Genomic DNA, 15,433 nt, shown 5'->3' with positions numbered 1-15,433 from the left:
ATGGAGCGGGAAACGAGTCTCGAACTCGCGACCTCAACCTTGGCAAGGTTGCGCTCTACCAACTGAGCTATTCCCGCTCTGATATTTGTTGCTTCGTATATCGAAGAAGACGCAATTATTATGGATTTAATCGTGTGAGTCAAGTGTTTTGTTTTTATTTTTTAAAAATTTTATTTGAATTCTTTCCATGCCATTTTCAGGTAGTAGCACATGGACCAGATGGTCAATACGGATGCTATAAACATCAATATGTTACCAATGAGATAGAAAGGGTCGTTATATTTGTCCGTACCGATAAGCAAAAGGAAGATGGCGATCATTTGGGCAGTGGTTTTGAATTTGCCGATAGTGGCTACGGCGACGCTGCCGCGTTTGCCCATTTGTGCCATCCATTCGCGCAGGGCGGAAATAGTGATTTCTCGGCCGATAATAATCATGGCGAAGATGGCGTATGTTCTGCCAAGGCTGACGAGCAGGAGTAGGGCAACGGCAACCATGAGTTTGTCGGCAACGGGGTCGAGGAATGCGCCAAAGTCGGAGGTTTGTTTCCAGCGGCGTGCCAAAAAGCCGTCAAACCAGTCGGTGATAGCTGCAAGTGCAAAGATGATGGCGGCTGTCCAGTTGACGGTTTGCGGTTGAATCCATGTGTTCGGTAAGTAGAATAGGATGGTAAACACGGGGATTAATAGGACGCGCATCCAGGTAAGTAAAATAGGTATGTTCCAAGGCATGGTTGGGGACCTTTTGGACGATGTGTCGGATTGTCCATTATAGCTTATTTGCCCGTTGGGCTTTTTAGAGTGTTGTTTTTTTGCCGACAAGTAACGTGGGCAAAGGGCTTTGTTATTCGGGTTGTGAAGAAAGTCTGTTAAGGTCGTCTGAAAAATGGGTTGTTGAGGGGTGTAAATATTTTTGGGCAGGTAAGTGGCTGAAAAATAGTGGGCAACGAGGTCGGCTTGCTGCTCGATATTGAGTTGGTTGAAGTGAGGCAAAGGCATGAGGTAGGCGTAAGCTTTGCGTTTCCTATATCCGCCTTTGAGCATAATGAATAAACCGGATAACCAAACTTTGTGACCGCGCTGGTGTTGCCAGACGTGTGTCAGCTCATGAATCAGCCAGATTTTGTAGGCGATGCCGGCTTGAGTGAAATCATCAGGGCAGTGTTTGCGCGGGAAATATATATTTCCATTGGGGGCAATAGCGGTATTAGGGTTGGGCAGGAAGGGGATGCCACGATATATTTTAATGCGGTTGAAGTCTATGCTGTCGGCAAAAACTTGTTTTGCCATACGGACTTCGTTTTCAGTCAGTCTGCGCCAATTGGAAAAAATCATATTTTAAAGAAGAATATAGGATATAAAGATTTTCAGGCCGTCTGAAAGGTTTCAGACGGCCTGAACATGGGATTTATTGTTCTTCTGAAGCGGCTTGTTTGCCGTTGTCGAACAATTTGTCCATAGGCGTCAGATTGACTGCGTTGCCTTGGCTGACTATCCATTTGTTTTCAACACGCCACACGCCTGAGGTATCTTCAACACGCAAATACCAATGGTTGGTTTGGGGTAGAGGTTTGAAGATGGCTTCGTATTCCATACGGCCGTTTTGCGGTTCGGCTGTTACGGCGCGCAGCTTAACGGTTTGGTCGTCAGCTTTGCGTGTCGGGTGCATCAGCAGCAGGTTTAATGGCTGTTTGGGATCGAATTGTCCGCTGACGAATACTTTGGCGGCATTCATGTCCGGACTGATTAAAACCTGCACCTGAATCTGCCGTTTAACGGCTTCTTCATCGCGGTGAAGCTGTATTTCGATGTGTTTGCCGTCTTTATAGTAATCGTCGGAAACCAAGTCTGTCGTATGTTCTTTTGCGACGAAGAACATAGACACGCTGGCGATAACGACAAAGATGGGACCTGCCATCAGCACCCAAGGCCAAATGTGTTTATACCAAGGCTTAGTGGAATTGGGTTGGGACACCGTTGTTATTCTCCAATAAAGGTTGCTTTTTCATTCAAGACAGTCGGTTCGGCATCAGCAGCATCGGTTTCACGATATGTGAAGGTAAATTCAATTGGCTGGCTGCCTTTTTCGGCGTACTCAGGGAGGGTGGATACTTGAACCGGAATGGTCACGGTTTCGCGTGGCGCAATTTTAATACCGTTTTCTGGTAAGCCGGTCAAGGCGATATCATCAAAACCTTTGACTGTGGCAGTAACGGTCTGTTCATGTTCACTCTTGTTAATGATGCGCAGGTTGTAGGCATTTTCCAACCAGCCTTGGCTGTTTTCACGCACCATCACGCCGCGGTCTTTCAGAATATCCACTTCGATCATTTTACGGGTAGAAATGCCGGTTAAGAAAGCAATAATAACCACAAACAATACTGCACCATAACCTGCAACGCGAGGACGTTTCAGGCGTTTTTTGATGTCGCTTTCAGGGTATTCATGCTCCATTGCGCCTTCGGTGGTGTAACGGATCAGGCCGCGCGGATAACCCATTTTGTCCATGATTTCGTCACAAGCGTCAACACAGGCTGCACAACCGATACATTGGTATTGCAGGCCGTCGCGGATGTCGATGCCGACGGGGCAGACTTGTACGCACATGGTGCAGTTGATACAGTCGCCCAAGCCGCTGTCTTCTTTGTTGGCGGTTTTTTTGCGTGCACCGCGAGGTTCGCCGCGTTCGGTATCGTAGGAAATAATCAGCGTGTCTTTGTCAAACATCGCACTTTGGAAGCGTGCATACGGGCACATATGCAGACACACTTTTTCGCGCATAATGTGGGCAAAGAAGAAGGTCATGAATCCGTAAAATGCTGCGGCAAACATTGCGCCACCGCCTGCTGCTCCGGTGAATAAATCGGGAACAAACTGGCGGATAGGGACAAACCAGCCTGCAAAAGTGATACCTGTCCACGCACAGACAAGGAAAATCAGTAGGTATTTGGTGGCTTTAATGCGGATTTTAGTAAAGTTCCAAGGCGATTTTTCCAGTTTTAAACGTTTGTTGCGGTCGCCTTCAACCAAGTTGTCGATCCAAAGCATGATTTCGGTGTAAACCGTTTGTGGGCAAGAGTAGCCGCACCACAAACGACCGGCAATGGTTGTCCACCAAAACAGGCCGAAAGCACAGATCATTAACAGCAGGGCAAGATAAATTAAGTCGCCCATGCCCAGTGACAGGCCGAAAATGAAAAAATGACGGTCAGGGATATTAAATAAAACTGCCTGCCGGTTACTCCAGTTAAACCATGGAATTACGTAAAATACAAACTGGGTCGCCAATACGGCGGCGATACGAAGTTTGGCAAAGCGTCCTTCTGCTTTTTTTGGATGGATGCGTTCGCCTTCGGGATGAATTTGAATTACGCTGGATTTGGGTTTGGAAGGTTTGGGCGGATTGGCTTTTGCCGTTTTTTCTGTTGAGGGTGTGGTGTTTTCCGCTTGGTTTTCGGGTGACATAATCAGTGTTCCTTAATCGAAGTGCACACAAGCCTTTTGTCATGGTAGTAGTTTGATGCGAGTATTTTCAGACGGCCTTGGGCGTGCATATAAAATCATAACATTTGGCTCTATGCAAAGCAAAAGCAGGGTTTGGCCTTAACGATAGTTGAGGTACTCCTGCCTCATACAAGGCCGTCTGAAAAGAGCAGTATTCAAAGGCTTACGGAATAAGTGTAGGTTTATGCTTATAGTGATTTACTATTTATCCGATAAAAAATTTACAACATACTGTTTCAAAACGAAATAACAGTTAATATCATCTATCCCGTCCGTTTCAGACGGCCTATTGGAAATCATGCCGCCTGACAATGCAAATATCAAAGGCTATTCTTGAAAGCACGGCTGATTCAGGCGATAATCGGCACACTTTTTCAAATTTCCAATCTTGTCCAAGGAAGGTCAAACCATGTCTCAACTGGCAAACGCAATCCGTTTCCTCTCAGTCGATGCCGTACAGAAAGCCAACTCCGGCCACCCGGGTGCGCCTATGGGTATGGCGGAAATGGCGGAAGTATTGTGGACGAAATTCCTCAATCATAATCCGGCCAACCCGAAATTCTACAACCGCGATCGTTTTGTCCTCTCCAATGGTCATGCCTCCATGATTCTTTACAGCCTGTTGCACCTAACCGGCTACAACGTTTCTATTGATGATCTGAAAAATTTCCGCCAACTGCACAGCAAAACCCCCGGCCATCCGGAATATGGCTACACTGACGGCGTGGAAACCACGACCGGCCCGTTGGGACAAGGTATTGCCAACGCTGTGGGCATGGCTTTGGCCGAAAAAATCTTGGCTGCCGAATTCAATAAAGACGGTTTGAACATCGTTGACCACCACACCTACGTCTTCATGGGCGACGGTTGCATGATGGAAGGCGTATCGCATGAAGCCTGCTCGCTTGCCGGTACTTTGGGCTTGGGCAAACTGATTGTTTTATATGATGACAACAATATTTCCATCGACGGTAAAGTGGACGGCTGGTTTACCGAAAATATTCCGCAACGTTTTGAAAGCTACGGCTGGCATGTGATTCCAAATGTAAACGGTCATGACACTGATGCCATTCAGACGGCCATTGAAGCGGCCAGAGCCGAAACCGGCAAACCTTCCCTGATTTGCTGTAAAACCTTAATCGGTAAAGGCAGTGCCAACAAAGAAGGCAGCCATAAAACCCACGGTGCTCCTTTGGGTGCGGACGAGATCGAAGCCACGCGCAAACATTTGGGTTGGGCTTATCCTGCGTTTGAAATCCCTCAAGAAATCTATGCAGCATGGGATGCAAAAGAAAAAGGCGCGAAACTTGAGGCTGAATGGAACGAACTCTTCGCTCAATATCAAGCCAAATATCCTGCCGAAGCCGCAGAATTTGTGCGCCGCATGGATAAAAAACTGCCTGAAAACTTCGACGCTTACGTTCAAGCCGCATTGAAAGAAGTGTGCGCCAAAGCAGAAACCATCGCCACCCGTAAAGCCAGCCAAAACAGCATCGAAATCTTAGCAAAAGAGCTGCCTGAATTGGTGGGCGGTTCTGCCGACTTAACCCCGTCCAACCTGACTGACTGGTCAAACAGCGTTTCCGTTACCCGCGAACACGGCGGCAACTATATTCACTACGGCGTGCGCGAGTTCGGCATGGGCGCAATTATGAACGGCCTTACCCTGCATGGCGGTGTGAAACCATTCGGCGCGACTTTCCTGATGTTCAGCGAGTACGAACGCAACGCCCTGCGTATGGCTTCACTGATGAAAATCAACCCTGTATTTGTGTTCACCCACGACTCTATCGGTTTGGGCGAAGACGGCCCGACCCACCAACCTATCGAGCAAACTGCCACTCTGCGCCTGATTCCAAATATGGATGTATGGCGTCCATGCGATACCGTTGAATCTTTGGTAGCGTGGTCTGAAGCCGTTAAAGCGGCCGATCATCCGTCCAGCCTGATTTTCAGCCGTCAAAACCTGAAATTCCAAGCGCGTGATGAGCAACAGTTGAACGACATTAAACGCGGTGCTTATGTAATCAGCGAAGCTCAAGGCAATGCGCAAGCTGTTGTAATTGCTACCGGTTCTGAAGTTGAATTGGCTCTGGAAGCGCAAAAGGTATTGGCAGAACAAGGTATTGCCGTGCGCGTTGTTTCCATGCCTTCTACCAATGTATTCGACCGCCAAGATGCCGCCTATAAAGCCGCGGTTCTGCCGGAAGGCTTGCCACGCTTAGCCATAGAAGCAGGACATGCCGACGGTTGGTATAAATACGTCGGTTTGAACGGCGCGGTGGTCGGTATCAACCGCTTCGGCGAGTCTGCACCTGCTGATTTGCTGTTCAAAGAATTTGGTTTTACCGTAGACAATGTGGTTGCCACTGTCAAATCCGTTTTGTAAATCAGATTTTTGATTGAGATAAAAAGGCCGTCTGAAATTTCAGACGGCCTTTTATTTTTAACCAGTTAAACAGTTTCTGTTTCAGGTTTGACCTTGCTTTTCTTAAACTTCAACACGGCTTCTTCTTTTGCTGCATCCCAGTCTATCCGCACAAAGCCGCCGTCGGCAAGTTTGCCGAACAGGAGTTCGTCAGCGAGTGGTTTGCGGATTTTTTCCTGAATCAGGCGGTTCATCGGGCGTGCGCCCATTTGCGGGTCGAAACCTTTTTCTGCCAGATATTTGCGTAATGCCGACGTGAATTCGGCTTCGACTTTTTTGTCGAGGAGCCGGTGTTCGAGCTGGAGCAGGAATTTGTCCACGACTTTGACGATGATGGGTTCGGACAAGGGCGCAAACGGGATAATCGCGTCCAAGCGATTGCGGAACTCGGGCGTGAAGAGTTTGTTGATTGCCTGCATTTCGTCGCCGCATTCGCGTTTGGCGGTAAAGCCGAGGCTGGGGCGGCTGAGGCTTTCCGCGCCTGCGTTGGTGGTCATAATCAGGATGACGTTGCGGAAATCGGCACTCTTGCCGTTGTTGTCGGTCAGTTTGCCTGCGTCCATGACTTGCAGGAGGACGTTGAAAATGTCGGGGTGGGCTTTTTCTATTTCGTCTAAGAGCAACACGCAATGCGGCTGCTTGTTGACGGCTTCGGTCAAAAGGCCGCCTTGTTCAAAGCCGACGTAGCCCGGCGGCGCGCCGATGAGGCGCGATACGGCGTGGCGTTCCATGTATTCGGACATATCAAAGCGTTGCAGCGGTACGCCCATCGAGTAGGCAAGCTGTTTGGCGACTTCGGTTTTGCCGACGCCGGTCGGGCCGGAGAAGAGGAAACTGCCTATCGGTTTGTCGGGCAGGGCGAGGCCGGAGCGCGACATTTTGACAGCGGCAACCAGCGCGTCGATGGCATTTTCCTGACCGTAAACCATGTTTTTCAAATCGCGGCCGAGGAATTGCAGCACTTGTTTGTCGTCGTGCGACACGGTTTTTTCAGGAATCCGCGCAACCTTGGCGATGACGGTTTCGATTTGCGCTTTGCCGATGACTTTTTTCTGTTTGGATTTGGGCAAAATCCGTTGCGCAGCGCCTGCTTCGTCCATTACGTCGATGGCTTTGTCGGGCAGGAAACGTTCGTTGATGTAGCGGGCAGAGAGTTCGGCAGCGGCTTCAAGTGCACCTTGCGTATAGCGGACTTGGTGGAAATCTTCAAACATCGGTTTCAAGCCGCGCAGGATTTGCACGGTTTCGGAAACGGTGGGCTCGATGACGTCGATTTTTTGGAAACGGCGGCTTAAGGCGTGGTCTTTGTCGAAAATGGTGCGGTATTCGTCATAAGTGGTTGCGCCGATACAGCGCAATGAGCCTTTCGCCAATGCAGGTTTGAGTAGGTTAGATGCGTCCATCGTGCCGCCGCTGGTACTGCCCGCGCCGATGATAGTGTGGATTTCGTCGATAAACAAAATGGCGTGCGGGATTTTTTCGAGCTGCTTTAAGACGGACTTGACCCGCGCTTCAAAGTCGCCGCGGTATTTCGTGCCCGCCAAAAGCGAACCCATATCCAGTGCGTACACTTCGGCTTCTTTCAGCGCGTCGGGAATGTCGCCGTTGACGATTTGATGCGCCAAGCCTTCTGCCAGCGCGGTTTTGCCCACGCCTGCCTCGCCGACCAAAAGCGGATTGTTTTTACGGCGGCGGCACAGGATTTGCACCAGTCGTTCCATTTCGTGTTTGCGACCAATCAAAGGGTCGATACGGCCGGCTTTGACTTCGGCGTTGAGGTTGACGGTGTAGTCGGAAAGGGAGCCGGTTTTCTGTTCCGCTTCCTCGCCTTCGCGTCCCAGGCCGTCTGAATCATTGCCATCCTCGTCATCGGGCGAGCCATGGGCAATGCAACGCAAGACTTCAAAGCGCGTAATGGATTGCAATTTGAGGAAATAAACGGCATGGCTTTCAGATTCGCTCATCATGGCAACCAAAATATCTAAAGGCTCTACTGCGGCTTTGCCGGCAGACTGGGTATGCACCATTGCCCGTTGGATGACGCGTTGGAAGCCCAATGTCGGCTGGGTTTCGACCGTATCTAGAAGATGATCGGGAATTTGCGGCGTGTTTTCAGCAACGCTGGCCGCAAGCTGCTCGGACAGGACTTTTAAATCCGCACCACACAGTTTCAAGACGTTCGGCACAGCCGCATCTTCTTCTATCAACACCAAAAGCAGGTGTTCCAAGCTGATAAACTCATAACGGGCGTTGCGTGCTTCACGGTAGAGCAGTTGCAGGATGTGTTCCAATTCGGGTGAAAGCATGATTTAAACCTCTTCGACTATACATTTGAGCGGATGCCCTTCAGCTTTGGCACGTTCCATGACCTGATGTTGCTTGGTCTGCGCAATATCGCGCGTGTAGGTGCCGCACAGGCCTTTGCCTTCGTGGTGCACCAACAACATGACGGCCACTGCTTGTTCCTGTGCAAGCATAAAGACTTCGGTCAGGATTTCGACGACAAATTCCATGGTGGTGTAATCGTCGTTCAATAAAAATACGCCGTAACGTTTCGGCGGCTGTGTGTTGATATCGCTGAGCAGGGTATCGGATTGGTGGTCGGTATTCGGATGGTTCATAATCTTAGGTTTCAGTTTTCAGACGGCCTGTTTTAGAGTGTAAACCGTTTTCTGTTGTATTTCGGCAATTTTTTTCTATTTTCCCACTTTTTTGAAAACATAGCTTGACGTTTTGTCTTAACAAATGTAAAAAGACAGTTAAGCAGAAGTTGGCACTCGACCGCGTATGCAATACGGGGGAGAAACGCTGAACGTTTTAGTTTGCTGTATGCCTTGTTTTGCTAATTTTGTTAATTTTTAAGTATAGGAAGTTTCTAATGGCAACCGGTATCGTAAAATGGTTTAACGACGCTAAAGGTTTTGGTTTCATCACTCCTGATGAAGGTGGCGAAGATTTGTTCGCTCACTTCTCAGCGATCAACATGGATGGTTTCAAAACCCTGAAAGAAGGTCAACGCGTGTCTTTCGACGTAACCACCGGCCCTAAAGGCAAACAAGCTGCTAACATTCAAGCTGCTTAATCAAATGCGCGGCGTAAGCCGTAAAATCATGGCGGGGTTTCCCGCCATTTTTTATGGGCGTTCGGGTTAAAAATTATGAGTCAAAATTCATCTTATCAAAATGCTTTAAAGCAGCTAGACGAGCTTATCCACCATTTTCGCAGCGAAGGTGAGGTCAGTTGCGCCGTTGCCGAGCGTGAAGACCAAATCTTGATCCGCCTTGCCGATTTGAAACTGGATTTGCGTCCTGAAGATGAAAAAGCCATTGTCGATATAGACCGTTTTTACCGCCGCCATGTTTTAAGCGAATAAACGTTTCAAAAGCGTTTGCCGTTTTATTTTTTAAGCATGCCTGATAAAATAGGCCGTCTGAAAAGTTTGTAAAGAATCAGCATAATGAGTATTGCCAATAATAAAAAAGCCTTTCACGATTTCTTTATCGAAGACCAAATCGAAGCCGGTATAGTATTGGAGGGATGGGAAGTCAAAGCCATCCGCGCTGCACGCGTGCAATTAAAAGAAAGCTATATCTACTGGAAAAAAGACGCATTCTATTTGGTGGGCTGCCATATTACCGCATTGCCCACTGCCTCGACACACGTCAAACCCGACCCTGTCCGTCCGCGTAAGTTGTTGTTGAAACAATCGGAAATCAATAAGTTAATCGGTAAAACCGAACGCGCCGGTTATACGATTGTCCCCTTAAACCTGCATTACACCCGAGGTAGAATCAAAGTGGAAATCGGTTTGGCCAAGGGTAAGAAACAGCATGACAAACGCCAAAGCCTGAAAGAAGCGGATTGGAAGCGTGAGAAACAGCGTTTAATGAAAAACGTACGTTGATTTTTTCAGACGGCCTTTTTATAAAGGCCGTCTGAATATTTATTGTTTGAAAATTTTAAAAAGGAAAACAGATGAAAACTATGATTTTAGCGGCGGCTTCTGCCGTATTGTTGTTGGGCGCGTGTTCCACTACGGAACAACGAGTATTGAAACCTGAAGAGCTGACCAGCATCAAACATGTCTGCATCATTCAAAATGCAAAAGTAAGGCCGCATGATTTGGATCGTGCTTTGTCTAAAGCTTTGGCAAAACGCGGTATCGGCAGCACGATTGTGACAGCGGATAACCGTGGCAAACTGTATGATTCTTCTTGCCCGTATAATCTGCGTTATAAAACCAAAGGCAATAATGAAATCTTGCGTAAAGGTGTATTTGTGTTGAGAAGCACGAAGTACGCGGTTTCGACTGTCAGCTACTCCTTGAATGATGAAAACCACTTCCGAACCAATCCTGATTTAGTGAAACAGGCTGAAGGCGTTGTGGCTAAATTGTTGGAAAAAAACAACAAATAAAAGCCAGAATAAAAAACCGGCTTGCCGTGATAGAGAATATCGGGCAAGCCGGTTTTATTTTCAGACGGCCTTAAATGGATTTGATTTTTTCCCAAAGGGTTTTAACCGTACCTTGGTAGTAGGTTTCGGAAGTGCAATAGACTGTTTCTAAAGCGCATTGTCCTTGTGAGCCGTATTTTTTGATACACTGGTTCAAGGCAATTTGATGCACGGTTTTGAAACGTGGAGAGGTAATGGCCACTACGTTTTGCGCAGTCAATTTGCCCATGGCTTTAGGGTAGGCAACAGCGATACAGGTGTTGTGCAGAGGGACAACTGTTTTACAGCCTGTTGCTTGGCCTGCGCTGATACCGGCTAAGGCATCTTGGCCTTTGCAGAATGTTTCGAGTTCGGCTGTCGCATCCAGTTGGGTGGCATTTTCTTTGGTGGTTTTGATTTGCAGCACTTCATTGCTGTCGGCAGGGTTTTGCCACATGGCCAGGTAGCCGTAAGTATCGGCAGCCAGGGCGGCAGGAGTCAGTGCGCAAAGGATAAGTGTCGTTAGTGTTTTTTTCATGTTTGTTCCCTGTTTGTTGGGTATTTGTCGTTATTATAAAGCAAAAGTTCTTATTTGATATAAATTTGCTTTTAAAATGAATATTTGAGTGTGGTAGATAGATTATAGGCCGTCTGAAATTTCAGACGGCCTTTTATTATGTTTTAAAGAATAGGGCGTAGCTTAGAGGCTTATACGCCGTGGCGGTCGAGCCAACGTTCGGCATCCAGCGCGGCTTGGCAGCCGGAAGCTGCGCTGGTGATGGCTTGACGGTAGGTATGGTCTTTGACGTCGCCTGCCGCCCATACGCCTTCGATATTGGTTGCGCCGACATTGTCACCGGTACCGCCTTTGGTTTTCAAATAGCCGGTTTCATCCATATCGAGTTGGCCTTTGAAAATATCGGTGTTGGGTTTGTGGCCGATAGCGATGAAAACGCCTTTGACGGCGATTTCTTCAGTGCTGCCGTCATTGTGTTTCAGGCGTGCACCGGTAACGCCGCTTTCGTCGCCCAAGATTTCATCAACTGAGCTGTTGAGCTTGAGGATGATTTTGCCTTCCTCGACGCGTTGCATCAGTTTGTCCACCATGATTTTTTCGGCACGGAAGCTATCGCGGCGGTGAATCAGGGTAACGGTGTTGGCGATATTCGCAAGGTAGAGGGCTTCTTCTACTGCGGTATTGCCACCGCCGACTACGGCAACATCTTGTTTTTTGTAGAAGAAACCATCGCAAGTCGCGCAGGCGGAAACGCCTTTTCCGGCAAAAGTTTCTTCGCTTGGCAAACCTAAATATTTGGCGGATGCGCCGGTGGCAACGATGAGCGCATCACAGGTGTATTCGCCCATATCGCCTTTGAGGGTGAACGGACGGTTTTGCAAATCAACGGTATGGATTTGGTCGAAAATCATTTCAGTACCGAAGCGTTCGGCATGAGCTTGGAAACGGGCCATCAGTTCCGGACCTTGTACGCCTTCTGCATCGGCAGGCCAGTTGTCCACTTCGGTGGTGGTCATCAGTTGTCCGCCTTGCTCAACGCCGGTAATGATCACAGGGTTGAGGTTGGCACGGGCAGCATAGACGGCGGCAGTATAGCCGGCAGGGCCGGAGCCGAGGATGATGAGTTTGTGATGGTTGCTCATGATGGTTTCCTTGCTGATAAATGATTGAATTTTGTCGTATCTAAGCTTTCAGACGGCCTGAATTTTACTTGAATCTGCTGCCGTCTGAAATATATTTGTTGCTTGGGTTTAGTGGCTGTCTTTCCATTGATAGTATTTTGAGCCGAGGAAAGAGCCGAGTTTGCGCAGAAAAGGCTGGGTAATGATGTTGCTGTGGCGCAGTTGCTCAAAAGGTTTCAGACGGCCGTCATCACCCATAATGGCTTCGGCAATCGCCAAACCCGCAATGCCGGTAATCGCCATACCGTGTCCGGAATAGCCTTGGGCGTAGAAAACGGTAGGGGCGAGGCGACCGAAATGTGGGGCGAGGTTGCGCGTAATGTCGCATTCGCCGCCCCAAGAATGCTCGATTCTGGCATCGGCAAGTTGCGGGAAAACTTTCAGCATGTCTTGGCGGACGAGTTCGGTCATGCGGTCTGGGTCATCGATAAACTCGTTGTCTTTGCCGCCAAAGAGCAGGCGGCCGTCAGCGCTGAGGCGGTAGTAGTCGAGAACGTGGCGGTTGTCGCAGATGGCCATATTGTTGCGGATCAGGTCTTTGGCACGCTCGCCCAGAGGCTCGGTGGCGATGATAAAGGTGCTGACTGCAATGGCTTTTTGTTCCAATACTTTGAATTTTGGGTGCAAGCCTGCATAAGTATTGACGGCATAAACGAGGTTTTTGCACTCAACGCTGCCGTTAGGAGTATGTACCAGCCAGCCGTTATCGCATGGTTCGATACGCGTCATCGGGGATTGCTCAAAAAGTTGTGCGCCTGCATCGGCTGCCGCTTTGGCAATGCCTAGGGTGTAATTGAGCGGGTGCAAGTGGCCGGATAAAGGATCAAATTGCGCGCCTTGATACATATCGCTGGCAAGTTGCTGCTTCAGCGTGGCTTTATCCCAAAGCTGGTAATGGCTTGCGCCATAATGTTTTTGGGCGTGTTTGTGCCATTGTTGCAACTCTTCCCAATGCTGAGGACGGACGGCGACGGTAGCGTAGCCGCGTTGCCAATCGCATTGGATATTGTGTTTTTGAATGCGAGAGTCAACCAGTTCAACGGCTTGCAGAGATTGCTGCCAGAACCATTGGGCCTGTTCCAAACCGACTTGTTTTTCGATTTCTTCCATGCCGCAGGCAAAGTCGCTGATGACTTGTCCGCCGCTGCGACCTGATGCGCCGAAACCGATACGGGCGGCTTCAAGTACGATGACTTCATGGCCGTTTTCGGCAAGCGGCAGGGTGGTGCATAAGCCGGACAGGCCGCCACCGATAACGCAGGTTTCAGTTTTCAGACGGCCTTCAAGTGTCGGATAAGACGGATGGGGATCGGCCGTGCTGACATAGTAGGAAGGAAGGTATTCTTTGAAGCTGGGATTGATCATGATTTGAGCTTTAGGTTAGTTTTCACTTCATTGAAATTGGTTTTCAGACGACCTGGAATGTGGGTTTGGGTTCAGGCCATCTGAAAGGATAAGATGCAGTTAATAAAACAGGCTGTTCCGACGCTTTATCGGACAGCCTGTCTGCATATTAGGCGACTTTCTCGGCTGCCAATTTTTCTTGGCGGTAGGCTTCGGCAGCCTCGCGTTCCCGTTTGGTTGCCTGACGCATCATCCAATAGTTGACGACAATCACCAGCGTACCGATGATACCGATCAGGATGGTTGCCAAAACGTTCATCTGAGGGTCAAGACCGAGTTTGATTTTGGAGAAAATCACTTGCGGCAATGTCGATGAACCCGGGCCTGACAGGAAGGAGGTAATCACCAAGTCGTCCAAAGACAGGGTAATGCCCAAGAGGAAGCCGGAAGCAATCGCGGGGGCAATCAACGGCAGGGTAATCACGAAGAAAATCTTCAGCGGACGGGCACCCAAGTCCATAGCCGCTTCTTCCAAGGATTGATCCAATTCTACCAAGCGCGAGCGGATAACGACGGTAATGTATGCCATGCAAAGCGTGGTGTGGCCGAGGAAGATGGTGAAGAAGCCGCGATCGAAGTAGAGCGATTGCAGCAATTCACTGCCTTGCAGGAACATTTGCACCTGAATAATCAACAGCAGCATGGACAAACCGGTAATCACATCAGGCATCACCATAGGCGCGGAAATCATACCGGCAAACAGGGTACTGCCGCGGAAGCGTTTGATGCGCGCCATGGCGTAACCTGCCAATGTGCCGAGTGCTACGGCGGCAAGCGAGGAAACGATGGCGATACGCAATGACAGCCAGGCCGCTTCCAAGATGGTGTCGTTTTCCATCAATGCGCCGTACCATTTGGTTGAGAAACCGCCCCAAACGGTAACCAGTTTGGATTCATTGAAAGAATAGACGACCAAAACCACCAGCGGAATATAGAGGAATGCCAGCGAGAGCAGGAGCATCAGTTTCAAGAACCAGGATAATTTGGTTTTCTGCATTATTTGCCTCCTTCTTCCAATTCGCGGTTTTCATAGTGCTGGAACAGGGCAATCGGTACAACCAGCAGGGCAACCATAACGACGGCGACGGCAGAAGCCAGTGGCCAGTTGTTTTGGTCGAAGAATGCCTGCCACAATACTTTACCGATCATCAGATTTTCAGAACCGCCCACCAATTCAGGAATCACAAATTCGCCGACGGCCGGAACGAAGACCAGCATAGAGCCTGCGATAATGCCTGTTTTGGATAAAGGCAGAGTAATGGTAAAGAAGGATTTGATCGGACCTGCACCCAAGTCGGAAGCGGCTTCGAGCAGACGGTTGTCCAGTTTGACCAATTGTGTATACAGCGGCAAAATCATAAACGGCAAATAGGCGTAAACCATCACCAAATTCAGCGAGAAAGCATTGTAGAACAGGTCTAAAGGCTCGCTGATGATTCCATATTTAATTAAGAAATTATTGATGATGCCGTTGTGACCCAATAAGCCCATCCATGCGTAAACACGCAGCAGGAAAGAGGTCCAGAAAGGCAACATGATTGCCAACAGCAGGCCGTTGCGCGCAGCCGGATTGGCGCGTGAAATGGCATAAGCGGTCGGATAACCAATCAACAGGCAGATGATGGTTGTCGTCAGCGCAGTCTTAATCGAAGACCAGTAGGTCATCAGATAGATATTGCTGTTTTCACTGTCGCCAAACGGATTGAGCGTATTCCAAAAGTTTTGGAAGATGTCGGCGTAGTTCTGATAGCTGATGGCAATATTCAGACGGCCTAAATCTTCATCAATCGTTGTCAACGGCGTAAATGGCGGAATGGCGATTTCTTGTTCGGCAAAGCTGATTTTCAAGACGATGGCGAACGGAATCAGAAACAGCACCAAGAGCCAGATATACGGCACGGCAATCACTGCACGCTGTCCAGGGCGGCGGAACAGTTTATTTTTCAGTTTTTTAAGGTTCATCGCA

Annotated in this window: 15 protein-coding genes and 1 tRNA gene; 5 read left to right on the top strand and 11 right to left on the bottom strand. The window is 48.9% G+C overall.

Features of this window, described 5'->3' with window-relative positions; genetic code table 11:
• Window position 1: 1 nt before the first annotated feature.
• From ACTHTA_RS03595 to ccoG, 4 genes are all read right to left on the bottom strand, one after another.
• A tRNA-Gly gene (locus tag ACTHTA_RS03595) sits at window positions 2-77 on the bottom strand.
• 93 nt (window positions 78-170) lie between these two features.
• A complete protein-coding gene (gene pgsA, locus ACTHTA_RS03590) occupies window positions 171-731 on the bottom strand; it encodes a CDP-diacylglycerol--glycerol-3-phosphate 3-phosphatidyltransferase (protein WP_003679552.1) in 561 nt (186 codons plus the stop codon).
• A 676-nt stretch (window positions 732-1,407) separates the two neighbouring features.
• Complete coding sequence (locus tag ACTHTA_RS03585; RefSeq protein WP_308111391.1) at window positions 1,408-1,974, bottom strand: FixH family protein; 567 nt, start codon at window positions 1,972-1,974, stop codon at window positions 1,408-1,410.
• A gap of 5 nt (window positions 1,975-1,979) precedes the next feature.
• Window positions 1,980-3,464 (bottom strand): cytochrome c oxidase accessory protein CcoG, encoded by a 1,485-nt coding sequence (gene ccoG / locus ACTHTA_RS03580; RefSeq protein WP_070749857.1) that lies wholly within the window; start codon window positions 3,462-3,464, stop codon window positions 1,980-1,982.
• A gap of 448 nt (window positions 3,465-3,912) precedes the next feature.
• Here ccoG and tkt point away from each other — a divergent pair, with 448 nt between their 5' ends.
• Complete coding sequence (tkt, locus tag ACTHTA_RS03575; RefSeq protein ID WP_308887317.1) at window positions 3,913-5,892, top strand: transketolase; 1,980 nt, start codon at window positions 3,913-3,915, stop codon at window positions 5,890-5,892.
• Between the two features lie 65 nt (window positions 5,893-5,957).
• Here the strand turns inward: tkt and clpA are convergent, their stop codons facing one another.
• Both clpA and clpS read right to left on the bottom strand, forming a co-directional pair.
• A complete protein-coding gene (clpA, locus tag ACTHTA_RS03570; RefSeq protein WP_313971163.1) occupies window positions 5,958-8,237 on the bottom strand; it encodes an ATP-dependent Clp protease ATP-binding subunit ClpA in 2,280 nt (759 codons plus the stop codon).
• Between the two features lie 3 nt (window positions 8,238-8,240).
• A complete protein-coding gene (gene clpS, locus ACTHTA_RS03565; RefSeq protein WP_003679561.1) occupies window positions 8,241-8,552 on the bottom strand; it encodes an ATP-dependent Clp protease adapter ClpS in 312 nt (103 codons plus the stop codon).
• Window positions 8,553-8,809: 257 nt separating this feature from the next.
• On the opposite strand from clpS, the gene ACTHTA_RS03560 reads away from it, so the two are divergent.
• From ACTHTA_RS03560 to ACTHTA_RS03545, 4 genes are all read left to right on the top strand, one after another.
• A complete protein-coding gene (locus ACTHTA_RS03560; protein ID WP_003682902.1) occupies window positions 8,810-9,013 on the top strand; it encodes a cold-shock protein in 204 nt (67 codons plus the stop codon).
• A gap of 75 nt (window positions 9,014-9,088) precedes the next feature.
• On the top strand, window positions 9,089-9,304 hold the full coding sequence (locus ACTHTA_RS03555) for a hypothetical protein (RefSeq protein WP_049329774.1): 216 nt from the start codon (window positions 9,089-9,091) through the stop codon (window positions 9,302-9,304).
• An 84-nt stretch (window positions 9,305-9,388) separates the two neighbouring features.
• Complete coding sequence (gene smpB, locus ACTHTA_RS03550; RefSeq protein WP_003679566.1) at window positions 9,389-9,835, top strand: SsrA-binding protein SmpB; 447 nt, start codon at window positions 9,389-9,391, stop codon at window positions 9,833-9,835.
• Window positions 9,836-9,906: 71 nt separating this feature from the next.
• The gene (locus ACTHTA_RS03545; protein ID WP_308887402.1) at window positions 9,907-10,347 is read left to right on the top strand and encodes a hypothetical protein; all 441 of its coding nucleotides are present in this window, start codon (window positions 9,907-9,909) and stop codon (window positions 10,345-10,347) included.
• 70 nt (window positions 10,348-10,417) lie between these two features.
• Here the strand turns inward: ACTHTA_RS03545 and ACTHTA_RS03540 are convergent, their stop codons facing one another.
• The 5 genes from ACTHTA_RS03540 to ACTHTA_RS03520 all read right to left on the bottom strand — a co-directional run bounded on the left by ACTHTA_RS03540 (window position 10,418) and on the right by ACTHTA_RS03520 (window position 15,429).
• Complete coding sequence (locus ACTHTA_RS03540) at window positions 10,418-10,903, bottom strand: DUF4189 domain-containing protein (RefSeq protein WP_003682910.1); 486 nt, start codon at window positions 10,901-10,903, stop codon at window positions 10,418-10,420.
• A 170-nt stretch (window positions 10,904-11,073) separates the two neighbouring features.
• A complete protein-coding gene (trxB, locus tag ACTHTA_RS03535) occupies window positions 11,074-12,024 on the bottom strand; it encodes a thioredoxin-disulfide reductase (RefSeq protein WP_049329772.1) in 951 nt (316 codons plus the stop codon).
• Between the two features lie 108 nt (window positions 12,025-12,132).
• Entirely contained in the window at window positions 12,133-13,428 is a 1,296-nt protein-coding gene (locus tag ACTHTA_RS03530) for an NAD(P)/FAD-dependent oxidoreductase (RefSeq protein ID WP_440364165.1), read from the bottom strand.
• 148 nt (window positions 13,429-13,576) lie between these two features.
• Window positions 13,577-14,464: an ABC transporter permease subunit gene (locus tag ACTHTA_RS03525; protein WP_308887398.1), complete on the bottom strand. Its 888-nt coding sequence runs from the start codon at window positions 14,462-14,464 to the stop codon at window positions 13,577-13,579.
• On the bottom strand, window positions 14,464-15,429 hold the full coding sequence (locus tag ACTHTA_RS03520; protein ID WP_070749865.1) for an ABC transporter permease subunit: 966 nt from the start codon (window positions 15,427-15,429) through the stop codon (window positions 14,464-14,466). Before ACTHTA_RS03520 ends, ACTHTA_RS03525 begins: the two co-directional genes overlap by 1 nt.
• Between the last annotated feature and the right edge of the window lie 4 nt (window positions 15,430-15,433).

Source organism: Neisseria sp. P0013.S005 (assembly GCF_051958425.1).
In the GTDB taxonomy this organism is placed as follows: Bacteria; Pseudomonadota; Gammaproteobacteria; order Burkholderiales; family Neisseriaceae; genus Neisseria; species Neisseria subflava.
The sequence above is the reverse complement of the archived record's forward strand: the minus strand, read 5'-3'. Positions and strand labels throughout refer to the sequence as shown.